We start from the raw sequence: 23,265 nt of genomic DNA on the forward strand, positions 1-23,265 counted from the left end.
GTAACAATTTTGCCGTAACCTCGCGATCATGAGCTGCTGCGGACCCTCGCGCCGGACTTTGCTCGGCGCGATCGCCTCCGCGGCACTGCTTTCCGCGCTGCCCGCGAGTCGCGCTCGGGCACAGCGCGTTTCACTGGTCGCGACGGATCTGGAAGTCGTCACCGTCACCGACCGCTCGGTGGTGCTCACCTGGACCACCGTCGCGCCCGACGGGTCGGGACGCCCGACCCCGGTCCCCTCCGACGCCGAAGTTCGGCTCGGCCCAGCCGATTCGCCGCGCGCGCCGGTCCCTGTCTTCGCCGCTCCCGATCGAACGCCGTTCCATTACGCCGAGATCGGCGGACTGGAGCCGGGCCGCCGCTACCGATTCGAGGCGTGGTCGCAGGGTGTACGGGCGACGCCCGCGCTCTCGCTCACCACGCTGTCGCCCGGGACACCGGAAACCACCGGCGAATTCACCACCTTGGTGCCGCCGCCCGGCCGCCTGTTGCGCACCATCGCGCTGGCCAACGACGTGCACTACGGCGAGACGGTGAGCGGCTTGGTGGTCGGCGCGTTTCCGCCTGGCTTCCGCCAGCCGGCGGGTCTGCCGCCCTATCCCGAGGTCATGCTTTCCGCACTGCTCGGCGACCTGCGGGCCAGGAGCGTGAATCATCTTGTCGTCGCGGGAGATCTGACGAGCGAGGCGACGCCGGAGGAGTCACACGCCGTCCGCGCCCGGCTCGACTCGTGGGGCGCGCTCGGCAGCGACTACCTGGTGTCGCGCGGTAATCACGATCGCCCGCACGTCGACTACCGGGGCTGCACGCACCTCGGCGAGCACCGCGACTGCTGGGGCGACAATTTCCTCGCCAGGCAGGAGTTGGTCGAGCACGAGGTCGGCGGCTTGCGGCTGCTCGGCGTGGACACCAGCGACCTCGACGGTGCGGGCGGCCGTATCGAACGACCCCAGTTCGCTCGCTTGGCCGAGGCGCTGCGCGCCGACCCGGACCGTCCGACCCTGGTCTTCGGCCACCACCCGGTGACCATCGAATCGGGGCTCACCAACACCGCGGGCCCGGCCTTCGTCCTCGATGGCACCGACAGCGCAGAACTCCAGCGCCTTTACGAGCGGGCGCCCGGAGTCTTCCTGCACCACAGCGGCCACACCCACCGCAATCGCCGTACCCGGCCGGACGCGAACATCGCGGTGGAATTCCTGGAGGTGGCCGCGGTGAAGGAGTATCCGGGCGGCTACAGCCTGCTCAGCGTGTACGAGGGCGGCTACATGGTGAACTTCTACAAGACACGCGCCGAGGACGCGCGGCGGTGGAGCAGCACCACCCGCGGCGAATACTTCGGCTTGCTGCCCGATTACACCCTCGGAACTTTCGCCGACCGTAACCACGTTGTCGCGCGGGATTTTTCCGACCTGTCCTGAACGGACAATAAGCCCAGGGCGCAAACATCGACGGAGCCCCGGTCCGGCGGTGGCGTAACACCGAACCGAGGCCCCGACGACCGGCGCACCCATTCTTGCCTGGAGCGAGCGGCGGGAATTGAACCCGCGTAAACGGCTTTGCAGACCGTTGCCTCAACCACTCAGCCACGCCCGCCTCGCATTCGAGAATGCCGGTCCGGGCCCCCCGCGACCAGGCTTGGGCTCGAGCTGATTCAAAACCTCGCGGCGGCTCGGACGATGGAGACGACTCGATCCGGCCACGACTCGGGCCCGGATGACTCACACGCCGACATCGTCGGAACGTCGAGCGCGCGACGGGGAAAGGGCCACCGGGCATGCAATGATCGGGGAATGTCTCGGCCACGCCCGCTCCCAGTCGACCCGATCGAGGAGGCCCACCGCCAGTGGGTCGGCCACGGCTGGGGCGATGTCGCCGACGGGATGGCGGCGGTGACCTCGCTGGTCCGCGCCCAGCAAATCGTGATGGCCCGGGTGGACGAAGCGCTGAAACCGACCGGCCTGACCTTCTCCCGGTACGAACTGCTCATGCTGCTGAGTTTCAGCAAGACCGGCGCGCTGCCGATGGCGAAGGCCAGCGCCCGGCTCCAGGTGCACCCGACCAGCGTCACCAACACCGTCGACCGACTGGAGGCGGCGCGCCTCGTCGAGCGGGTGCCGCATCCCAGCGACCGCCGCGCCACCCTCATCGAGATCACCGACGCCGGAAGGGAATTGGTCACCAAGGCCACGGAGGAGCTGAACGCGAAGGTGTTCGCCCATCCGGGTCTGCGGCCGGATCGGCTGCACCTGCTTTTGCAGTTGCTCGCGGAATTCCGGCACGCCGCGGGAGACTTCGACACCGGCGACGCGCCCGCCCGCTGGAACACCAGGGAACGCTGAACTCCACTCCGTACCTGGCGGTCTCATACACCACGGAATCGACCTCCGAGTAACAGTCCGGCATCCAAGTAGCGAATTCGCGGCGGCGTTGCCTTGGCAGCGGAGAAGAAAAGGTCCACCATGGATCCATGGTGCTGGTCTTGGGGGTATCGGCGGGCGCTGGTGGCGCGCGCGCGATGTTGACGCATTCCGATCAACCGCACCTTCCCCCGATCGATCGCTGCCATGTCCCGCGCCGCGCGGGCGCCGGTGTCGAGGAGGCGGTGTTCGAGGCGATCCGTGAGATGTGCCACTCGGCCCAGCAGCGCGACGAGCTGATCACCGGAACCGCGGTCACCTGTCGCTGCCCCTTGCACGCCGACGCCATCCGGTCCGCGGCGGGCCGCAGCAGGCTCACCATCGTCGACGAGCCGCTGGCCCAGCTGCGCTACCTGCGCTTCACCGGCAGCCTTCCGGACACCGGCACCGTGATCCTCTACGACCTCGGCAGCTCCGGGCTGACCGTCACGCACGCCGACTGCCGCACCGACGCCATCCTGTCCAGCAAACGCAGCACCGTACTCGGCGGCGACGGCTACGACGCGCTGCTGCGCTGGCAACTGGCCCGCGAAGGCGTGCTCACCGACCGGCTCACCAGCAGGCGGCACCGCGAGGCGCTCAGCAGCGCGCGGGTGGTCACCGCGACCGATCTCGGCTCCGGCGGGCGCGCCGTGGTGACCCGCAGCGATCTGGCCGAACTGTGCGCCGCGGGCATCCACCACTCCGCGTCGTTCGTCCGCCAGCTCATCGAGGAGACCGGGGTTCGGCCCGAGGCGCTCGTACTGCTCGGCGGCTGCACCCGAAGCCCGAGCGTGCGCGGCGAGTTGGCCGAACTGGTCGACCTGCCGCTGATCTACGACCCCGAGCCGGAATGCGTCTCGGCGCGCGGCGCGCTGCTGTTCGCCGCCGAACGCCCGTCCGGCGACGTGCGCATGGCGCGTCTGCGGACGGGCGCGGCCCTGCCGACGCTCGCCCCCGCGGGCGTCGGCCGCCGAAAGATCATCGCCGCCGTTGCGGTCACCGCGGCGCTCGGCGCGACCATCGCCGGTCTGCTCGCCGTGGAACGGAATTCGGCGGGGCCCCCGACCGGCGGGACCACGCCGACGCACATCGAACTGCGCACCACCCCGCAGCCGTCGGGCAACTGAGGCCGGAGCTCACCGCATCCCGTTGGCTAGCATGGCGCGAGAACCACAAGCGCACGACAACGGGGGTGTACACGTGGCATTCGCCGCCGCGAGAACCATGCTGACGACCGGATGGGGCGTGCTGACCGCGCACCGCGCGCTGGTCGCGTATCCGAGACGGTCGGCCGTCACCGGCGCGGTAGTGATGGGCGTCCCGTTCCTGTCCATCGGCGCCGACGTGATCGACGGGTCATCGGCCACGCCCTTGCTGCTGGTCGGCGCCTGCTATCTGCTGACGATGATCGTCACCACGTTCGGCAATGCCGCCCTCATCGCGCAGGCCGACATCGTGCTGCGCGGTGGATATCCGAGCGCGGGCAGGCGGGCGGCGCTCGCACGGTGGCCCGCGATTCTGATGTGGGCGCTCACGGCGGCGACGGTGCTGCCCGCGCTGCGGCTGGTCGAACACGACTTCCGCGACCTGCGGACGATGCGCGGCCGCCGTCCCGGCACCGCGTGGGCGGACGCGGCCGATCTGACGCTGCCGAAGATCGTGCTGGAGCACCGCAATCCGATTGCCGCACTGCGTGATTCACGGGCGGCGCTGGAACGCGGATGGGGATCCGACGTGGTGAGCAGCACGCGCCTCGGCATGCTGGGCTACACGCTGGTGCTGGTGGGCGGTTCGGTGTGCCCGCTGGTCGGCGCCGCGCTGGGCGCGCAGGCGCAGGCGCGGCTCGGCGTTCCGTACGGCACGGCGATCGGTCTGTGGCTCGGCCTGGCCGTCTTCATCGCCGCGCTGATCTTCGTCTCGGCCGCGACCGCCGTGTATCAGGCCGCGCTGTATCGCTACTCGGTCGACGGACGCACGCCGCCCGCGTTCGCCGCGGACCTCACGCGGTCGTTCCAGCCCTGAGCCGGCAACGGCTCGCGCGAACGCCCCGAAAGGCGCACGCGCGAGCCGTGTGCGGCACTCAGCGGTTGCCGAACTTCGCGGGCCGCTTCTCGACGAAGGCGGCCATGCCTTCCTTCTGATCCTCGATCGCGAACAGCGAGTGGAAGACGCGGCGCTCGAAGCGCAGCCCCTCGGCGAGGGTGGTCTCGAAGGAGCGGTTCACCGACTCCTTGGCGATCATGGCGACCGGCAGCGACATCGCGGCGATGGTCTCGGCCACCTCGAGCGCGGTGTCGAGCAGCTCGGCGGCGGGCACGATGCGCGAAACCAGTCCGGCGCGCTCGGCTTCCTCGACGTCCATGTTGCGGCCGGTCAGCACCAGGTCCATGGCCTTGGCCTTGCCGATCGCCCTGGTCAGGCGCTGCGAGCCGCCGATGCCGGGGATGACGCCCAGCTTGATCTCCGGCTGCCCGAACTTGGCCGTGTCGGCGGCGATCAGGATGTCGCAGATCATCGCCAGCTCACAGCCGCCGCCGAGCGCGTAGCCCGCGACCGCCGCGATGGTGGGCTTGCGGAAGTTAGCCAGCCGGTCCCAGCGCGCGAAGAAATCGTCCATGAACATGTCCATGTACGACTTGGGCTGCATCTCCTTGATGTCGGCGCCCGCCGCGAAGGCCCGATCCGAGCCGGTGATGACGACCGCGCCGATCGCGTCGTCGCGCTCGAGCTCGTCCAGCGCGGCGATCACGTCATCGAGGACCTGCGCGTTCAGCGCGTTGAGCGCCTTCGGACGGTTCAGTGTGATCCAGCCGACCCGGCCCTTGCGCTCCAGCAGAATCGTCTCGAAGTCTGGCCCTCCCGCCACCCGGCCGCCACCCCTCACTGAATCGCTTCGCGATGCATCCATCTTCAGGCACCCTCTTGATCGGAACGGTTACGGATATCGGTGACGATAGCCGAGAAGTCCTTGCCCGCCTCCGTCTGGTTGAACCGGGTGTAGATCTCCGCGGCGAGCGCGCCGAGTTGCCCGTCGATGCCGTTGGCGCGCAAGGCGTTCGCGGCGAGACCGAGGTCCTTGGTCATCAGCGCGGTGGCGAATCCCGGCTGGTAGTCGTTGTTCGCCGGGCTGGTCGGCACCGGGCCGGGAACCGGACAGTAGTTGGTCAGCGCCCAGCTCTGGCCCGACGCGGTGGAGACCACGTCGAAGAACGACTGATGGCTCAGGCCCAGCTTCTCGCCGAGCACCAGAGCCTCCGACAGACCGACCATCGAGATGCCGAGCAGCATGTTGTTGCAGATCTTGGCGGCCTGGCCGACGCCCGCGCCGCCGCAGTGCACGACCTTGCCGCCCATTACCTCGAGCACCGGAAGCGCGTCGGCGAAATCGGCCGCCACGCCGCCGACCATGAAGGTCAGGGTGCCCGCGGCCGCGCCCGCGACACCACCCGAGACCGGTGCGTCCAAGGCGCGGTGCCCGGCCGCGACGGTCCGCGCGGCCGCTTCCTTGGCGTCGGCGACGTCGATGGTGGAGCAGTCGATGAACAGGGTGCCCGGCTTCGCGGCGGGCAGCAGGTCGGCGTAGACGTCGAGCACCAGCTTGCCGTTGGGGAGCATGGTGATCACGACGTCACGCTCGGCGACCGCCGCGACGGCCGTGTCCACGACGGTCGCGCCGTCCTTGCGCGCCTGCTCCTGCGCCGCGGGCACCGGGTCGAAGGCGAGCACGTCGTAACCCGCCTCGACCAGGTTGGCCGCCATCGGCGCGCCCATGTGGCCGAGGCCGAGGAAACCGATCTTTTTCGTCACTGCCGCACCTCCGGTGTCGCCAAACCCAGTTCCTTGTCGCCCAATTCGGCGAAGTACGCCGCCACCTGCGCGTCGGTGACCTCGGCGAGGGTCGCCGGTCGCCACTGCGGGTTGCGGTCCTTGTCGATCACCTGCGCGCGGATGCCCTCGACCAGATCGTGCGAGACCAGCGAGGCGATGGAGACGCGATACTCCTCGTTCAGCACCGCCTCCAGGCTCGGCAGGTCGCGGGCCGCGCGCAGCGAACGCAGCGTGACCTTCAGCGCGACAGGCGATTTGGCGAGCAGATCGGAGGCCGCCTTGGTCGCCTCCGGCGCCTCTGCCGCCTGCAACCGCGCCACGATCTCCTCGACGGTGTCGGCGCCGTAGCAGGCGTCGATCCAGTCCCGCTGCGCGAGCAACTCGGATTCCGGTGCGTCCGTGGCGAACTTCGCGATCGCCACCTCCGCGGTCTCGGAACGCAGTGTCTCCAGCAGGGCCGGGATGTGCTCCGAGGGCACGTAGTAGTCGGCGAAACCTGCCGCGATGGCGTCGCCCGCGCTCATCCGCGCGGTGGTCAGCGCGACGTGCGTGCCGATCTCGCCGGGCGCGCGCGAGAGCAGGTAGGTGCCGCCGACATCGGGGATGAAGCCGATGCCGACCTCCGGCATGCCGACCTTGGACCGCTCGGTGACGATGCGGTGACTGCCGTGGCCGGAAAGGCCGACACCGCCGCCCATCACGATGCCGTCCATGATCACCACGTACGGTTTCGAGTAGCGGCCGATCAGCGCGTTGAGGATGTACTCGTCCCGCCAGAACACGCCGGTCGCCGAATCCGCGCTCGCGGTACCGGACGTCGCGGGGCGATCGTTCAGCACACGCGCGTCGGCGTGAATCGCGACGATGTCGCCGCCCGCGCAGAGGCCCCGCTCCCCCGCGCCGGTGACCACGACGGTGCGCACCTCGTCGTCGTCGGCCCAGGCGCGCAGTGCGTCGGTGATGGCCAGCGCCATGGGGTGATTCAGCGCGTTGATGGCCTTGGGCCGGTTCAGCGTGATCAGCCCGAGGCCGTCGCGCTTGTCGATCAGTACTTCAGATTCCGTCATGGTGCTCCTCAGTTGAACGGTGCGCCCTCCCCGGATGGGTAGGTTCACGTCGATCGGGCGAGCGCAGCGACCCCGATCGCGGACCAACGCCTGGCGCGGGCGACGAAAGCCGAGCGTCAGCGAGGTGTCGTCGCGCGCGCCCCGTCATGCTGCTCCTATGACCGAGCGGGCTACGACCACCCGCATGATCTCGTTGGTGCCCTCGAGGATCTGGTGGACGCGCAGATCCCGGACGATCTTCTCCAGGCCGTATTCGTGCAGATACCCGTAGCCGCCGTGCAGCTGGAGCGCCTTGTTGGCCACCCCGAAGCCGACGTCGGTCGCGAATCGCTTGGCCATGGCGCACAATTCGACCTTGTCGGGCGCGTCGGCGTCGAGCGCGGCGGCCGCACGCCACAGCAGCGTCCGCGCGGCCTCCAGTTCGGTGCGCATATCGGCGAGTTCGAATTGCAGCGCCTGGTTCTTCAGCAGCGGCTTGCCGAAAGCGTTGCGGTCGGCGAGGTACGGAACCGACTTGTCCAGCGCCGCCTGCGCGCCGCCCACCGAGCACGCGGCGATGTTCAGCCGCCCGCCGTTGAGGCCGTTCATGGCGATGCGGAACCCGTCGCCCTCCGCGCCGAGGCGGTTGGCGACCGGGACGCGGACGTCCTCCAGCACGACCTGCCTGGTCGGCTGCGCGTTCCAGCCCATCTTCCGCTCGTTCGGCCCTACCGAGAGGCCCGGAGTGTCGGCGGGCACGATCAGCGTCGAAATGCCGCGCGCCCCTTCGTCGCTCGTGCGCACCATCATGACGTACACGTCGTTGGCGCCCGCGCCGGAGATGAACTGTTTGGCGCCGTTGAGGATGTAGTCCTCGCCGTCGCGAACGGCCTTGGTGCTCAACGCCGCCGCGTCGGAGCCGACGGCGGGCTCGGTGAGCGCGTAGCTGCCGAGCAACTCCATCGAAGTCAGGCCGGGCAGCCAGCGGTTGCGCTGGTCGTCGTCGCCGTAGGCATCGATCATCCAGGCAGCCATGTTGTGGATGGAGATGTAGGCCGCCACCGCGGGACACCCGGTGGCCAGCTGCTCGAAGATGCGCACGGCATCGAGCCTGCGCAGCCCCGAGCCGCCCACGTCCTCGCGGACGTAGATGCCGCCGAGGCCGAGCGGGCCGGCCTTGCGCAGCACGTCCACCGGAAAGTGTTTCTGCTCATCCCATTCCAGCGCGTTGGGCGCGAGGAACTCGTCGGCGAACTGGCGCGCGGTCTCGCCGATCGCGCGCTCGTCCTCGTTCAGAATGAACATCCGGTTCAGTCCATCGTCGGGATGACGAACGCGTTGGACTCCTTCAGACCGGAAGGCCAGCGCTGGGTCACCGTCTTTGTCTTCGTGTAGAAGCGGATCGAATCCGGGCCGTGCTGGTTCAGATCGCCGAAGCCGGACCGCTTCCAGCCGCCGAAGGTGTAGTACGCGATCGGCACCGGGATCGGCACGTTGATGCCGACCATGCCGACCTCCACCCGGGACGCGAAATCGCGGGCGGTGTCGCCGTCGCGGGTGAAAATGGCCACGCCGTTACCGTATTCGTGCTCGTTGGCCAGGCGCAGACCCTCCTCGTAGTCCTTGGCGCGCACGACGCTGACCACCGGGCCGAAAATCTCCTCTTTGTAGATGCGCATGTCGGCGGTGACCTTGTCGAACAGCGTCGCGCCGACGAAGTAGCCGTCCTCGCTGCCTTCGACGGTCAGGCCGCGACCGTCCACGACCAGCTCGGCCCCCTCATCGATGCCGATCTGGACGTAGTTGTTCACCCGGTCCACGCCGTCCTTGCCGACCAGCGGGCCGAAATCGGCGCCAGGGTCGTCGGAGCGCCCGATGTTGAGCTTGTGCACCCGCTCGGTCAGCTTGGCCACCAGACGATCGGCAGTCTCCTCGCCGACCGGCACGGCCACCGAGATGGCCATGCAGCGCTCGCCCGCGGAACCGTAGCCCGCGCCGATCAGCTGGTCGGCGACATCGTCGAGATCGGCGTCCGGCATCACGATGGCGTGGTTCTTCGCGCCGCCGAAGCACTGGGCGCGCTTGCCGTTCGCGGTCGCCGTCTCGTAGATGTACTGGGCGATCGGGGTGGAGCCGACGAAGCCGACGGCCTTGATCCGGGGATCGTGCAGGATCGTGTCCACGGCCTCCTTGTCGCCGTTGACCACGTTGAACACGCCGGCGGGCAGTCCCGCCTCCAGGAACAGCTCGGCCAGCCGCAGCGGGACCGAGGGGTCGCGCTCGGACGGCTTGAGCACGAAGGCGTTACCGCAGGCCAGCGCGGGACCGGCCTTCCACAGCGGGATCATGGCCGGGAAGTTGAACGGGGTGATGCCCGCGACGACGCCGAGCGGCTGACGCATCGAGTAGACGTCGATGCCGGTGCCCGCGCTCTCGGTGTATTCGCCCTTGAGCAGGTGCGGGATGCCGGTGGCGAACTCGACGACCTCGAGCCCGCGCTGAATGTCGCCCTTGGCGTCGGCGATGGTCTTGCCGTGCTCGGCGGAGAGCAGCGCGGCCAGGCTGTCCATCTCGTCCTGCACCAGGGTCAGGAACTTCATCAGCACCCTGGCCCGCTTCTGCGGGTTGAACGCCGCCCACACCGGCTGGGCCGCCGCGGCGTTCGCGATGGCCGCCGCTACCTCGGACTTGCTCGCCAACGGCACGCGCGCCTGCACCTGGCCGATGTTCGGGTCGAAGACATCGCCGAAGTTGCCCGAGGCGCCTGCGACGTGTTGCCCGCCGATGAAGTGAGTGAGTTCGCGAACCATGCCAGTCCTTGTCTGTCGTCGTCGACGCGCGGTGGCGCGATCTGCGGTCATCCTATAGTTGGATGTCCAAGTATTTACATGACAGGACACGAATGTGATTCATCCCACCGGTTCGAGGGTCAATCGGACCCGCGCGGCGACCGCGCCATGACGATCGCACCCGTCGTCAGCAGCACGGCGCCCACGATCAGAACGAGACCGGCCGCGCCCAACCCCTCGGTCCACTCGGACACCGCCTCGGCGATGGCGATCGCGACCGCCCCGCGCCGCCGATCACCAGCACCGGCGAACGGTGCGTCGCGTACAACGCGAAGCAGGCGATCGCGACGAGCACGGTGAGCCCGGCCGACACGCCGCGCCCCTCGAAGTCGACCCACTGCGCGCCGAGCAGCGCGAGGGCGATCGCGATCGCGTATCCCGCCCAGAACTCGACGAACGCACCCGCGCGCGTCAGCCCGAACCAGACCATCCCGAGCGCGAAAAAGCCTAGGCCGACCCAGAGTTCGTCCAATTCCAACAGTGTGCCGAGCACGCCGCCGACGACGGGCACCGCGAAACCCGCGCACGCGAGCATGCCGACCACCGAGGGCAGCGCCACATAGCCGAGCACCGCCGCGACCAGACCCGCGCATACCGCGAGCACCCATGCCTCGTCGGATCCCGAATCGTCGATGCCCGCCCCGACCGCACCGGCGAGCGCGGCCGCCGCGAGCGCGAACAACACCGCGGCCAGGCGCGTCCGCGCGGTCGGCACCGGCGAACGGAACAGCGACGCGCGTCCGGCCAGCGCGATGCCGCCCAGCGCGAGCCCGATCGCGACGGCCGCCAGGATCGCCACCCGGCTCGCCTGCGCGAGATCGCCCCACGACGCCTCGAGGAACAGCACCAGCCCGCCGAGCAGCAGTCCCGCACCGGCGTACGCCGCGACCTCGGCGACCAGCTTGCCCGGCGACGGCCGCGCCGCGGCCTCCTCGGCGGCCACCTCGGCCGCCACCGCATCCCGTTGCGCCTCGGTCAGCACACCCTCGTCGACCAGCCGGCGCAGTGCCGTCCCCACCCGATGCCCATGAGCCATCGGTCCAGTATCACCGCGACATCCGGCGGAGGCCACGGCGTGGCGGCTCGCGATTATCTGGCGATGTGATCGCTGTCACCGTAGAATTACTTTGACGTCCTAGTATCGGGCGCCATAAGGACTCGCCGGAGGACTCCCGTGGCCGACAGCAGCGCGCTCCACACTCCCGCCCATCCCGTCCGTTTCGTGACGTCGGCGGCCCTGTTCGACGGGCACGACGCCGCGATCAACATCATGCGCCGGATCTTGCAGTCCCAGGGCGCGGAGGTGATCCACCTCGGGCACAACCGCGCCGTGCACGAGGTGGTCGCGGCCGCGATCGAGGAGGACGTGCACGGCGTCGCGGTCAGCTCGTACCAGGGCGGCCACATCGAATACTTCGAATACCTCGCGGCCGCGCTGAAAGAGGCGGGAGCGGGCCACATCCGGATCTTCGGCGGTGGCGGCGGGGTGATCGTGGCCGAGGAGATCGAGCGACTGGCAGACGTCGGCGTGCGGATCTTCTCCCCCGAGGACGGCCAGCGGCTCGGATTGCCCGGCATGATCAACGAATTGGTGCGCGCCTGCGATGACGACCTCGCCGAGGAGTTCCCCGCGACCGAGGCCGTGCTCGCGGGCGAACGGCCCGCGCTGGCCCGCGCCATCACCTGCCTGCAACAGGACACCCTGCCCGCCGCCGACCGCGAGGCGCTGCTCGCCGCGGCGAACGCGCGCGCCGTGCCGGTGCTGGGCATCACCGGCACCGGAGGCTCCGGAAAGTCCTCGCTGACAGACGAATTGGTGCGACGACTGCGCTCCGATCAACAAGACAAGCTCCGCGTCGCGATCCTCGCGGTCGACCCGACCCGCCGCCGCGGCGGCGGCGCGCTGCTCGGCGACCGGATCAGAATGAACGCGCTCGACGGCGCGCACGTGTTCTTCCGTTCGCTGGCCACCCGGGGCAATCACGAACTGCCGCGCAACATCGACACCATCATCGCGGCGTGCAAGGCCGCCGGGTACGACCTGGTCGTCCTGGAGACGCCGGGTATCGGCCAGGGCGACACCGCCATCGTCGACCACGTCGACGTGTCGATGTACGTCATGACGCCGGAGTTCGGCGCGGCCTCCCAACTCGAGAAGATCGACATGCTCGACTACGCGGATATGGTGGCCGTCAACAAGTTCGAGCGCCGCGGCGCCGCCGACGCGGTGCGCGACGTGTCGCGTCAGCTGCTGCGCAACCGCGAGGCCTTCGGCGCCCGCCCGGAGGACATGCCCGTCTTCGGCACCAGCGCGGCGACTTTCAACGACGACGGCGTGACCGCGCTCTACCAGCACCTGACCGGCCTGCTCGGCGAGCACGGCTTGCGGCTGGAGCCCGGGACGCTGCCGCGGGTCGACACCAAGGTCTCCACTCGTTTCGCACAGATCATCCCACCCGCCCGGGTGCGCTACCTGGCCGAGATCGCCGAAGCGGTGCGCGGCTACCACGCCGAGACCGCCCGGCAGGTCGCCGCGGCGCAGCGCGTCCAGCGGTGCGAGCAGGTGCTCGCCGAGCTGCCCGAGGACGCGGCGGTCGCCGAGCTGCTGACCGCCGCACGCACCGAACTCACCGGCGACAATGCCGCGCTGCTGGCCGAATGGCCCTCGATCGCGGAGAGTTACCGCGGCGACGAACAGGTGGTGCGGGTGCGCGACCGCGAGATACACACGCCGCTGCGCCGGGAGTCGTTGTCGGGCAGCAGCATCGCGCGCGTCGCGCTCCCCCGCTACACCGATCACGGTGAGCTGCTGCGCTTTCTGCGCGCGGAGAACCTGCCGGGCCGCTTTCCGTTCACGGCGGGGGTGTTCCCGTTCAAGCGGGACAACGAGGATCCCGCGCGGATGTTCGCGGGCGAGGGCGATCCGTTCCGCACCAACCGGCGCTTCAAGGTGCTCTCCGCGCACGCCGACGCGACGAGGCTGTCGACCGCCTTCGATTCGGTGACGCTCTACGGGCGCGATCCCGACGAACGGCCGGACATCTACGGCAAGGTCGGCACCTCGGGCGTCTCGATCGCCTCGCTCGACGACATGAAGGCGCTCTACGACGGTTTCGACCTGACCGCGCCGACCACGTCGGTCTCCATGACGATCAACGGCCCAGCCCCGACCATCCTGGCCTACTTCCTCAACGCCGCCATCGACCAAGCGATGCACCGCTTCTCGGCCGCCGAGGGACGCGAACCGTCCGAGCACGAGGCCGCCGACATCCGGGCGAGGACGCTGGCCACCGTGCGCGGAACCGTGCAGGCCGACATCCTCAAGGAGGACCAAGGCCAGAACACCTGCATCTTCTCCACCGAGTTCAGCCTGCGCATGATGGCCGACATCCAGGAATGGTTCGTGCGCAACAAGGTTCGCAACTTCTACTCGGTGTCGATCTCGGGGTATCACATCGCCGAGGCGGGCGCGAACCCGATCAGCCAGCTCGCCTTCACCCTCGCCAACGGATTCACCTACGTGGAGGCCTATCTGGCGCGCGGCATGGACATCGACGACTTCGCACCCAATCTGTCGTTCTTCTTCTCCAATGGCATGGACCCGGAGTACTCGGTGATCGGCCGGGTCGCGCGGCGCATCTGGGCGATCGCCCTGCGCGACCGGTACGGCGCCAACGAACGCTCGCAGAAGCTGAAGTACCACATCCAGACCTCGGGCCGTTCGCTGCACGCCCAGGAGATGAACTTCAACGACATCCGCACCACGCTGCAAGCGCTGATCGCCGTCTACGACAACTGCAACAGCCTGCACACCAACGCCTACGACGAGGCGGTGACCACGCCGACGGAAGAATCGGTGCGCCGCGCGCTGGCCATCCAGCTGATCATCAACCGCGAGTGGGGCATGGCGATGAACGAGAACCCCCTCCAGGGCAGCTTCCTCGTCGACGAACTCACCGATCTGGTCGAGGAGGCGGTGCTCGTCGAGTTCGAGCGGATCAGCGAACGCGGCGGCGTGCTCGGCGCCATGGAAACCGGCTACCAGCGCGGCAAGATCCAGGACGAATCCATGCTCTACGAGCGGCGCAAGCACGACGGCTCGCTGCCGATCGTCGGGGTCAACACATTCCGCAATCCGAACGCCGAGCAACACCGGGTGCTCGAGCTGGCACGCGCCACCGAGGCGGAGAAGAAGTCCCAGCTCGACCGCGTGCGCGAGTTCCAGCAACGCCATCGCGACGCGGCGCACGCGGTGCTGGCCCGGCTGGACGCGGTGGCACGCACCGACGAGAACATCTTCGCGGTGCTGATGGACGCCGCGCGGGTCTGCACGCTGGAGCAGATCACCGACGCCTTCTTCACGGTCGGCGGACAGTACCGGCGCAACGTGTGAGGCTCGGGGCCGGCGAAGCTCGTCGTTGGCCCGCGCACGGCCACCGCCGTGTGACAATCGCCGGGTAATCCGCCACGACAGGAGGGACACGATGGACCTCGCGGGCCTACACGTGATCGACGCGCACATCCACCAGTGGGATCCGCTGACCACGCCGCGCGATTTCAGCAACCTCGCCCGGCTGTTCAAATACCTGCCGGTGCCGATCGATCTCGCCACCCGGCTCGCCCCGCGCCGCGACCGTGAATTCGTCGGCGACCCAACGGCATACGTGCATCCCTATCTGCCCGCGGACTACCGGTCCGACGCGACGGGCGTCCCTGTCGAGTCGATCGTGCACATCGAGGTCGAGTGGACCGGGTCCGGCCCGACCGCCAAGGCCGACGAGACCCGCTGGGTTGCCAGCCTGCCGTTCGGCGTCGACACACCGCGGCTCGGCGCCGTCATCGGCTCGGCCGATCCGGCCGCCGACGGCTTCGCGGCCCTGCTCGACGCGCACCGGACGGCGTCGCCGCTGTTCCGCGGCATCCGCACGATGGTCGCGCACCACCCCGACACCGGCATCAGGTCCTTCGCGGGCAGCGCGGGCGCGCTCACCGGGAGCCGTTTCCTGGACGGGTTCGCCGAACTCGCCGAGCGCGGGCTCTCCTTCGAGGCCTGGGTGTACTCGCACCAACTGCCGGAGGTGACCGCGCTGGCCGAGCGCTATCCCGAGGTCACCATCGTGCTGAACCACCTCGCCACGCCCGCGGGTCTGTACGGCAAGGTCGGCAAGTACACCGGCGCGAATCCGGGCGAGCGCAGGAAACTGTTCCTGAGCTGGCGCGACGACCTGAGCGCGCTGGGCGCCCTGCCCAATGTGGTCGCCAAGGTCAGCGGACTGATGATGCCCATACTCGGGCATCCGGTGCCCGCGCGCGGGAGTTCGACGCCGGTGCCCGAGCTGGTGGAGCGGATCGGTCCGCTGGTCACGCACGCGATGGACGTCTTCGGGCCCGAGCGGCTGCTGTGGGGGTCGAACTTCCCGGTGGACAAACCGATCACGAGCATCGCCGACAGCGCGCAGGTGGTCGCCGACGCCGTGACCGCCCACGGTGGCGGACCCGTCGATCTGGCCCAGATCTTCCGCGGCACCGCCGAGCGGGTCTACCGCGTCGAGGCGCCGGAGTAGCTCCGCCGAGTCGCGGCCCGTTGACAAAGGCGCGGGGCGCGCGCCTAATGAGGTGGCAGGTGCGGACAGTGATGTCGCCCGACATCACATGCGTCCGCGCAGCCGGACTCATGGAGCGAGCGGTGCGATGAACGAGACGACCATCGACCACGAAGTGATCATCGTCGGGGCCGGGTTCTCCGGCATCGGCGCGGCGATCAAGCTGCGCGCGGCCGGTTTCGAGGACTTCCTCATCGTCGACGACGCGGACGGCGCGGGCGGCACCTGGCACTGGAACACCTATCCCGGTGTGGCCGTGGATATTCCGTCGTTCAGTTATCAGTTCTCCTTCGATCAGCGGGCGGACTGGTCGCGGGTCTACGCACCCGGCCACGAACTCAAGGCCTACGCCGAATCGTGCGTGGACAAGTACGGACTGCGCCCACGCATCCGTTTTCGCACCACGATCACCGACGCGGAATTCGACGAACAGCGCCACCTGTGGCGGCTGCGCACCGACTCCGGCGACGAGTTGCGCGCCCGCTTCGTGATCAGCGCGACCGGCGTGCTGACCCGGCCGAAACTGCCGGACATCCCCGGCGTCGGCGATTTCGGCGGCGCGACCATGCACACCTCGCGCTGGGATCACCGGGAAAGCCTGCGCGCCAAGCGAGTCGCGATCATCGGAACCGGCGCCTCCGCGGTGCAGGTGATCCCGGAGATCGCCCCCGAGGTAGCCCATCTCGTCGTCTTCCAGCGCACCCCGATCTGGTGCCTGCCGCGGCCCGATCTCCCGCTGCCCGCCCCGGTGCGCCTGGCCCTGCGGCTGCCCGGCGGGCGATCACTGACCAGATTGATCAGCCAGGCCTACGTGGAGCTGACCTTCCCCATCGCGGCCCACTACTACCGGTCGCTGCCGACCGCCGCGGTGGGCGAGCGCGCCGGGCTCGCCCACCTGCGCCGCCAGGTGCACGACCCGGTGATACGCGAAAAGCTCACGCCCCGTTACGCGCTGGGCTGCAAGCGCCCCAGTTTCTCCAACGATTATCTGACCGCCTTCAATCGCGACAACGTGGTGCTGGAGACCGACCCGATTCGCGAGATCACCGCCACCGGCGTGCGGACCGACGCCACGGAGCACACCGCGGACGTGCTGATCCTGGCTACCGGCTTCAAGGTGATGGAATCGGGCAACATGCCGACCTACGATCTGCGCGGCGTCGGCGGCCGGGATCTCGAGAAGTGGTGGGACGAGCACCGATTGCAGGCCTACGAGGGCGTCAGCGTGCCCGGCTTCCCGAACTTCTTCTCGGTGATCGGCCCGTACGGCTACAACGGCTCGTCGTATTTCGCGCTGATCGAGAACCAGGTCCGCCACATCCTGCGCTGCCTGCGGCACGCCCGCGCGACCGATTCGACCCTGGTCGAGGTCACCGAGGAAGCCAACGATCGCTACTTCCGGGAGATGCTGGCCCGGCGGGGCGGCCAGGTGTTCTGGCAGGAATCCTGCGCCGTGTCCAACAGCTACTACTTCGACAAGCACGGCGATGTGCCGCTGCGGCCTTCCACCACCGTGGAGGCAACGTGGCGCAGCGGTCATTTCGATCTGGCCGACTACCGGTTCGCCGCGGCGTCCTGAGCGCGGCGGGCGCTCCTCAGCGGGTGGTCGCGGCGGCGATCTGCCGGGTCAGGGTCTCGCGGGCGGTGACGAGGGAAGGGCCGTACCAGGTGAGGCTGCGGCCCTCCACCAGCGCGCAGGGAATGCCCGGAAATGCCTCAGGCCCATCGGTTTCGGTGAAGACGTACGGCTCGTCGGGCAGAATCGCCAGCTCGACGCCGCGGGTCAGTTCGGCCTCGTCCACGCGGGGGTAGCGCTCCGGGCGGTCCGCGTGCACGAGGCGCAGCCCGAGCCTGCGCGCGAGGTCGCCGGTGAAGGTATCGCGGCCGACTACCATCCACGGCTTGCGCCAGATCGGGATGACCGTCGCCCGCTCGGGCTCCGGAGGCGCTGCGGCCCAAACGTTTTCGGCGGCATGCAACCAGGGCGGCGCGGGTACGCCGATGGCCTCGACGAACAGCCTGGCGAGCGAGGGGAACGCGGCGTCCAGCGTCTCGATTCTGGTGACCCACACCGGGATACCCGCCGCGCGCAGGCGTTCCACGTCCGCGCGGCGGTTCTCCTCACGATTGCACAGCACCAGATCGGGAGCCAGTTCGACGATCCGGCGCAGGTTCGGGTTCTTGGTGCCGCGCACCCGTTCGACGGACAGGTCGGCCGGGTGGGTGCACCACTGCGTCGCCGCGACGAGCAAATCGGGACAGGTGGCCGCGACCGATTCGGTGAGCGAAGGCACCAGCGACACCACGCGCCGCACCGGGCGGACGATCGACACCTCGGCGCCCAGGTCGTCGCGCAGCGAGATATGCCGGGGCGGAACGACGTTCACGACAGAATCCGGTCACACAGGACGCGCAGCCGCTCGGGCGGCACCTCGGGCAGCGTGTTGCCCGCGCCGAGTACCAGCAGGTAGAGAATCTGCGCCGTCTGCTCGGCAGCGGGCTCCGGATAGCCGATCTCGTCGAGCAGTTGGCGCAGGAACGCCAGCCGGGCGGCATCGACGCGCTGCTTGGCCGCGGCGGCGACCGGGTCGTCCAGCGCCCACGCCCGGACCGCCACTTCCAGGCGGGCCGGTTCCCCATCGGCGAGAACCAGGTCGATCAGCAGGTCGAGCCTGCCGCGCGGGTCCAGGCGCTCGGCCGCCTGCACTTCGCGGATGTAGCGCAGCGTCTGCACCTCCTCGAAGTGCGCGAGCAGCGCCTTCTTGTAGCCCGGCATGCCCGAGAAGTGGTGGTAGAAGGACCCGGTGCTCAGCCCGGTCGACGCGACCAGTTTGTCGATGGTCAGCGCCGTCGGCCCCGCCGTGCCGAGAATCGACAGCCCGGATGCCAGCCATGAGGTCTTGCCCGCCACGAAGACCACCCTATAACATAATTTTTGTTCTGTTCCTGGGATGCTCACCTCCGGAGGTCGCGATGACCGCTATGACAGCCACCGCCCAGCCCCGCAGCTCCACCGCCCGATGGCCGATCCGCGTCCACTACGCGGGCGCCGTGTTCCTCGGCCTGATCGGCTTCGGCCACGAGCTCGCCCTGCACATCTTCAACGGGGCCGATGTCGCCGGTGAGGAAGTGATCAACGAGCTGTCCAGGAACACCACGACGGCGTTGTTCGAGGGCGGCAGGGAAGTGACGGTGTTCGGGCTCAACACCGGTTACAGCGTGGGCATGGGGCTGTTCGGCTTTCTCTTTCCGCTGCTCGCGGTGGTGGCCGTCCGGGCGGCGCCGGGGCTGATCGCGCGCTGGTCGCTGTTCAACTGGATCTGCGTGGCGGCGGGGGGCGGCACGTTCTGGATCTCCTGCCTGTACTTCCCCGAACTCGTCGTCGCGTTCGGCGGGCTCTCGACACTCTGCTACGCGGCCGTGCTGGTGGCCGGGCCGCGCCCATCGACGGAATAGACGAAAAGCGCAGGTCAGCGACCCTTCACGGGACGGACCGTCGGCGGAACGGCAGGGCAGCGCAGGTTCGGCACAAGGGCAGTGAACGGACAGCAATCGGGCGTTACCTCGCCAACTCCGACGGAGCAGACTGGGAAGTGGCACCCGGCGCCGAGACACACCGGCCCCAGCGCACCGGACGGGATCCGCCCGACGAAGTCCGGAGACGCGGGCCCAGCCTCGATGCCGGGTGCTGGCTTTCGTCGGCACGAATATGCCGCGGCGGGCTCGGCCCCGCGGCCAGGCCCTGTGTCGAAGTCCGGCCGGATGCCTCCGTGGCTCGGATCGTCACCTGGCAAGGCGGAGGAGGAGCCGATATCGGGGTTGTATCGGCGACGACAACGCGGCCAGGCGGCGATCCGATCCGCGGAGGTGCCGGATGGGACTTCGACGCAGGGCCTGTTCGACACAGGGCTTAGGTGTGACACAGTGCCTAGGTGTGGCACAGTGCCTAGGTGTGACACAGGGCCTAGGTGTCTCGTAGCGAGGTATACAGCGCGGCGAGCTCCCGTATTCCGGTCGCCGCGCTCGCCTCGTCCTCGGTGCTCATGCGAAGCGCCTTGCGTAGCAGCACGGGATCGAGATCGTCCATCGCGGAACGGAATTCGACCTTCGGGAGGCCCGGAAGGGGCGTCTCGTCGCCGTACGGATCGTCGCTCTGGACTGGTCGCGGGTCTCGTTCGATACCGCGGATCAAGGTGTCCAGGTCCAACCCGCGCAGCGTGAGAATCTCGCGGGGCCGCTCGTCGAGTCGCTCGGCGAGCAGGTAGCAGACCGCCGCGACGTGTTTGCACGGCCAGCCCGGGTCCGGACAGGTGCAGTCGAAGTCCAGCTCGGCCGCCGTACTGGGCAACAGCAGCGAGCCGAGCCCGGTGGGCAGCGCGCCCGAGGCGATCTCGGCCAGCATGCCCGGCGAGCTGCGGATCGTCTCGATCAGCAGGTCCAGTTCCTCCTCGCGCACCGCGCGCACGCGGAACGCCGAGGTGAACGGGCGCGGCTGGCTGCCCTGCACCTCCGCGACCACCGCACCCGGCTCGATCCGATAACTCACCACCTGCCCGGACCGCGCATAGCTGCGCCCGCGGGCCAACCGGCCCGGCTCGGCCATCGCCTCGACCGCGTCGATCAGCGCCCTGCCCCACCAGGTGCGCCCGAATCCGCCGCGGCGGCTGCGCGCCGCGACGCCGCCCTCGACCGGCAGTCGCTTGCCGTACTTGCTGTAGTCCTCGAACGTCATTCACCCACCGCCTCGGCGCCGAGGGCGAACAGGTCGCGCAGTTCGTCGGTGCTCAGCTCGGTGATCCAGTTCTCCCCCGCCCCGACGGCCAGGTCCGCGAGCCTGCGCTTGCCGTTGATCATCTCGTCGATCCGCTCCTCGATCGTGTCGACGCAGACGAGCTTGCGCACCTGCACCGCGCGCTGCTGCCCGATTCGGAACGCGCGGTCGGTCGCCTGGTTCTCCACCGCCGGATTCCACCAACGGTCCAGGTGCACCACGTGATTGGCGGCCGTCAGGTTCAGTCCGGTACCACCGGCCTTGAGCGACAACAACATCAACGGCGGCCCGTCCTCGGACTGGAATCCGGTGACCATGGCGTCGCGACGGCGCTTGGGCACGCCGCCGTGCAGGAACGGGATCGGGGCGCCGAAGCGCTCGGCGAGGAACGGCGCGATCAGCTCGCCGAACTCGCGGAACTGGGTGAACAGCAACGCCTTCTCGCTGTCGGCGAGCACTGCGTCCACCACGTCCTCGACCAAGGCCAGCTTGCCGGATCGGTGCTTGCCGCGGGTCAGGACGCCGGAGCCGTCGCCGAGGAAGTGCGCGGGGTGGTTGCACACCTGTTTGAGGCGGGTCAGCGCGCCGAGCACGGCGCCCTTGCGCGCCATGCCTTTCGCGTTCCTGATCTTCTCCATCATGTCGTCGACCACCGCCTGGTACAGCGCGGCCTGCTCGACGGTCAGGTTGGCGCGCACCGTCATCTCCAGCTTTTCCGGCAGGTCGCTGATGACGGAGGGATCGGTCTTCACCCGGCGCAGCACGAACGGATGGGTGACGAACCGCAGCCGCGAGATCGCGTTCTGATCACCCTCCCGTTCGATCGGCACCGCGAACCGCGCGCGGAAGGTCTGTGGGCTGCCCAGCAGTTTCGGCATCGCGAAATCGAGGATCGAGCGCAGCTCCTCCAACCGGTTCTCGACGGGAGTTCCGGTGAGCGCCAAGCGGTGTCGCGCCCGCAGCGCGCGGGCGGCGCGGGCCTGTCGCGTCCCCGCGTTCTTGATGTGCTGGGCCTCGTCGAGCACGACGCGTTCCCAGTCCTGCTTGCTCAACGCTTCGATGTCCCTGGCGAGCAGCGAATAGGTGGTGAGCACCAGGTCGGCCTCGGCCACCGCCGCATTCAGTTCCGCGCCGCCGCGCCGACCCGCGCCGTGGTGCACCAGCACCCGCAGGTCCGGCGCGAACCGCTCGGCCTCGCGCTGCCAGTTGCCGACCACCGACATCGGGCACACCAGCAGCGTCGGGCCGGGATCCGCGGACTGTTCCCGCTCGTGCACGAGCAGTGCCAGCACCTGCACCGTCTTGCCGAGGCCCATGTCGTCGGCGAGGATGGCGCCGCAACCCATTCGGCTCATGGTGACCAGCCAGGACAGGCCGCGCAGCTGATAGGGGCGCAGCTGCGCCTTCAGGCCGCTCGGGGCGGGGACCGGCTCCGCGTCGTGCCCGCGATCGAGCAGTTCGGCCGCCCATCCGGTGGCGGTGACCTCGGTGATCGGCACCTGCTCGACCCGGCTGCTCGCCAGTTCGCCGATCATGTCGGCGAAGGTGATCGGCGAATCATCGCTGTGCGCGGCGACATAGCGGGCCGCGGCGGCGAGCGCCTTGTGATCGGCCTGCACCCATTCGCCACGCAACTGCACGAGATCGGATTTGGCGCGAATGAGACGCGCCATCTCGGCCTCGGTCAACACGGTGTCGCCGAGCGCCAATTCCCAACGGTAACGGACCAATCCGCGCATGCCGACGGTGCTCTCCGCCGCGGGAACCGCGCTCTCCACCCGCAGCCGCATGGACGGGGCGGAGATGCTCCACGCGCGCGGCAGCAGCAACCGGATGCCCGCCGCCTGCAACGCGTGCGCGCCGTGCGCGACGAGATCGGCCACCACCTCGGTCGGCAAGAGCAGATCCATGGTGCGCGGATCGGTCGGCAGGTCGCGCAGCCTGGGATAGGCGCGCTGCGCCTCCCCCAGCTTGTCGATGACGGTGCGGACCAGGCTCGGGTCACCGTGCAGCGGGATCGGCGCGGGCGCCTCACCCTCGGTGCGCAGGCAGACCTCCAGGCGCCACAGCGCCACCGAGTCGTCGGCGAAGCCGAGCTCGCCGTCCGGCTCCAGCAGGCGCAGTACCAATTCCGGCTCGTCCACGGTCAGTCCTGCGCGCCAGCGTTCCAGCACCTCGGCCAGCTGATGGCTGCCGCTGTCGAGGGGGCTGTCGCCGACCAGCGCGGCCAGCAGCGGATGCGACAGCGGCGGCGCGTCCATCGACCGCCTGGCGATCGGGTCGGTCAGCTCGCCGACGAGATCCTCCAGCACGGCGGCGGGCCGCCCGGCCACGTGCAGGGCGGCCGGAGCGGCCACCGCGAGCTCGGCCAGCCAGGCACGCTGACGTGCGCCGCCCACCAACCGCCACCGCACCCACCATTGGCCGTCGTCCCTGCGCAATTCGGGCACGATCCGCCCGGCCCGCACCCACCGCTCGACACCGTGCGCGACGTGGGCGAGAAAGCGCAGATCACCGGATACGGCCGAGGCGGGCAACGGCTGGCGCAGCGCCGCGGCGGCGGCCTCCGGCGCGAGCGCGTGCGCGGGCACCGTGACCCGCTCGGACGCGCCGGACCCGGGCGCGAGAACCTCGGCCCGGTGCCGGAACCGCGACGCGCGAAGGACGCCGCCCAGCGGGTCGGGCAGTGCGTCCGGCACCCCGTCGTCGGTCCACAGCAGCAGACCGGCCCCTGGCGACCACAGTCCGTGCAGCATCCGCCCATCCA

At 69.4% G+C, this 23,265-nt stretch carries 18 protein-coding genes and 1 tRNA gene; 8 read left to right on the plus strand and 11 right to left on the minus strand.

Features of this window, described 5'->3' with window-relative positions:
• Nucleotides 1–28: 28 nt before the first annotated feature.
• Complete coding sequence (locus tag AC3EO7_RS34840) at nt 29–1,420, plus strand: metallophosphoesterase family protein (protein WP_435593502.1); 1,392 nt, start codon at nt 29–31, stop codon at nt 1,418–1,420.
• A 100-nt stretch (nt 1,421–1,520) separates the two neighbouring features.
• On the opposite strand, the gene AC3EO7_RS34845 is transcribed toward AC3EO7_RS34840, so the two are convergent.
• Nucleotides 1,521–1,595: transfer RNA gene (locus AC3EO7_RS34845), tRNA-Cys, on the minus strand.
• 197 nt (nt 1,596–1,792) lie between these two features.
• On the opposite strand from AC3EO7_RS34845, the gene AC3EO7_RS34850 reads away from it, so the two are divergent.
• The 3 genes from AC3EO7_RS34850 (at nt 1,793) to AC3EO7_RS34860 (ending at nt 4,423) form a co-directional block, all read left to right on the plus strand.
• A complete protein-coding gene (locus AC3EO7_RS34850; RefSeq protein ID WP_435593503.1) occupies nt 1,793–2,341 on the plus strand; it encodes a MarR family winged helix-turn-helix transcriptional regulator in 549 nt (182 codons plus the stop codon).
• 128 nt (nt 2,342–2,469) lie between these two features.
• Nucleotides 2,470–3,528 carry an Hsp70 family protein gene (locus AC3EO7_RS34855; protein ID WP_431972271.1) on the plus strand — a complete coding sequence of 353 codons (1,059 nt, stop codon included), beginning with the start codon at nt 2,470–2,472 and terminating at the stop codon, nt 3,526–3,528.
• Nucleotides 3,529–3,601: 73 nt separating this feature from the next.
• On the plus strand, nt 3,602–4,423 hold the full coding sequence (locus tag AC3EO7_RS34860) for a DUF6159 family protein (protein WP_431972270.1): 822 nt from the start codon (nt 3,602–3,604) through the stop codon (nt 4,421–4,423).
• A 58-nt stretch (nt 4,424–4,481) separates the two neighbouring features.
• On the opposite strand, the gene AC3EO7_RS34865 is transcribed toward AC3EO7_RS34860, so the two are convergent.
• From AC3EO7_RS34865 to AC3EO7_RS34890, 6 genes are all read right to left on the minus strand, one after another.
• The gene (locus AC3EO7_RS34865) at nt 4,482–5,267 is read right to left on the minus strand and encodes an enoyl-CoA hydratase (RefSeq protein WP_431972269.1); all 786 of its coding nucleotides are present in this window, start codon (nt 5,265–5,267) and stop codon (nt 4,482–4,484) included.
• A 44-nt stretch (nt 5,268–5,311) separates the two neighbouring features.
• Nucleotides 5,312–6,208, minus strand: a complete 897-nt coding sequence (gene mmsB / locus AC3EO7_RS34870; RefSeq protein ID WP_431972268.1) for a 3-hydroxyisobutyrate dehydrogenase — start codon at nt 6,206–6,208, stop codon at nt 5,312–5,314.
• Complete coding sequence (locus AC3EO7_RS34875) at nt 6,205–7,296, minus strand: enoyl-CoA hydratase/isomerase family protein (RefSeq protein WP_431972267.1); 1,092 nt, start codon at nt 7,294–7,296, stop codon at nt 6,205–6,207. The genes mmsB and AC3EO7_RS34875 overlap by 4 nt, the downstream gene beginning before the upstream one ends.
• 144 nt (nt 7,297–7,440) lie before the next feature.
• Nucleotides 7,441–8,580, minus strand: a complete 1,140-nt coding sequence (locus AC3EO7_RS34880; protein ID WP_431972266.1) for an acyl-CoA dehydrogenase family protein — start codon at nt 8,578–8,580, stop codon at nt 7,441–7,443.
• A 5-nt stretch (nt 8,581–8,585) separates the two neighbouring features.
• Nucleotides 8,586–10,085 carry a CoA-acylating methylmalonate-semialdehyde dehydrogenase gene (locus AC3EO7_RS34885; protein ID WP_431972265.1) on the minus strand — a complete coding sequence of 500 codons (1,500 nt, stop codon included), beginning with the start codon at nt 10,083–10,085 and terminating at the stop codon, nt 8,586–8,588.
• A 187-nt stretch (nt 10,086–10,272) separates the two neighbouring features.
• Nucleotides 10,273–11,160 carry a DUF2157 domain-containing protein gene (locus AC3EO7_RS34890; RefSeq protein ID WP_435593504.1) on the minus strand — a complete coding sequence of 296 codons (888 nt, stop codon included), beginning with the start codon at nt 11,158–11,160 and terminating at the stop codon, nt 10,273–10,275.
• 138 nt (nt 11,161–11,298) lie between these two features.
• Here AC3EO7_RS34890 and icmF point away from each other — a divergent pair, with 138 nt between their 5' ends.
• The 3 genes from icmF (at nt 11,299) to AC3EO7_RS34905 (ending at nt 17,306) form a co-directional block, all read left to right on the plus strand.
• A complete protein-coding gene (gene icmF, locus AC3EO7_RS34895; RefSeq protein ID WP_435593505.1) occupies nt 11,299–14,517 on the plus strand; it encodes a fused isobutyryl-CoA mutase/GTPase IcmF in 3,219 nt (1,072 codons plus the stop codon).
• Nucleotides 14,518–14,608: 91 nt separating this feature from the next.
• The gene (locus AC3EO7_RS34900; RefSeq protein WP_435593506.1) at nt 14,609–15,688 is read left to right on the plus strand and encodes an amidohydrolase family protein; all 1,080 of its coding nucleotides are present in this window, start codon (nt 14,609–14,611) and stop codon (nt 15,686–15,688) included.
• A gap of 127 nt (nt 15,689–15,815) precedes the next feature.
• Entirely contained in the window at nt 15,816–17,306 is a 1,491-nt protein-coding gene (locus tag AC3EO7_RS34905; protein WP_435593507.1) for a flavin-containing monooxygenase, read from the plus strand.
• 16 nt (nt 17,307–17,322) lie between these two features.
• Here AC3EO7_RS34905 and AC3EO7_RS34910 read toward each other — a convergent pair whose 3' ends face one another.
• Together AC3EO7_RS34910 and AC3EO7_RS34915 are read right to left on the minus strand one after the other, a co-directional pair.
• On the minus strand, nt 17,323–18,114 hold the full coding sequence (locus AC3EO7_RS34910; protein WP_435593508.1) for a helical backbone metal receptor: 792 nt from the start codon (nt 18,112–18,114) through the stop codon (nt 17,323–17,325).
• Entirely contained in the window at nt 18,111–18,638 is a 528-nt protein-coding gene (locus AC3EO7_RS34915; RefSeq protein WP_431972259.1) for a TetR/AcrR family transcriptional regulator, read from the minus strand. The genes AC3EO7_RS34910 and AC3EO7_RS34915 overlap by 4 nt, the downstream gene beginning before the upstream one ends.
• A 62-nt stretch (nt 18,639–18,700) precedes the next feature.
• Between AC3EO7_RS34915 and AC3EO7_RS34920 the strand changes: the two genes are divergently transcribed.
• Nucleotides 18,701–19,183, plus strand: coding sequence for an LIC_13387 family protein (locus AC3EO7_RS34920; RefSeq protein WP_435593509.1), 483 nt, complete (start codon nt 18,701–18,703; stop codon nt 19,181–19,183).
• 508 nt (nt 19,184–19,691) lie between these two features.
• Here the strand turns inward: AC3EO7_RS34920 and AC3EO7_RS34925 are convergent.
• Nucleotides 19,692–20,459 carry an SWIM zinc finger family protein gene (locus AC3EO7_RS34925; RefSeq protein ID WP_431972257.1) on the minus strand — a complete coding sequence of 256 codons (768 nt, stop codon included), beginning with the start codon at nt 20,457–20,459 and terminating at the stop codon, nt 19,692–19,694.
• Complete coding sequence (locus AC3EO7_RS34930; RefSeq protein WP_435593510.1) at nt 20,456–23,254, minus strand: DEAD/DEAH box helicase; 2,799 nt, start codon at nt 23,252–23,254, stop codon at nt 20,456–20,458. The genes AC3EO7_RS34925 and AC3EO7_RS34930 overlap by 4 nt, the downstream gene beginning before the upstream one ends.
• Nucleotides 23,255–23,265: the final 11 nt, after the last annotated feature.

This window comes from Nocardia sp. bgisy118 (genome assembly GCF_057708605.1).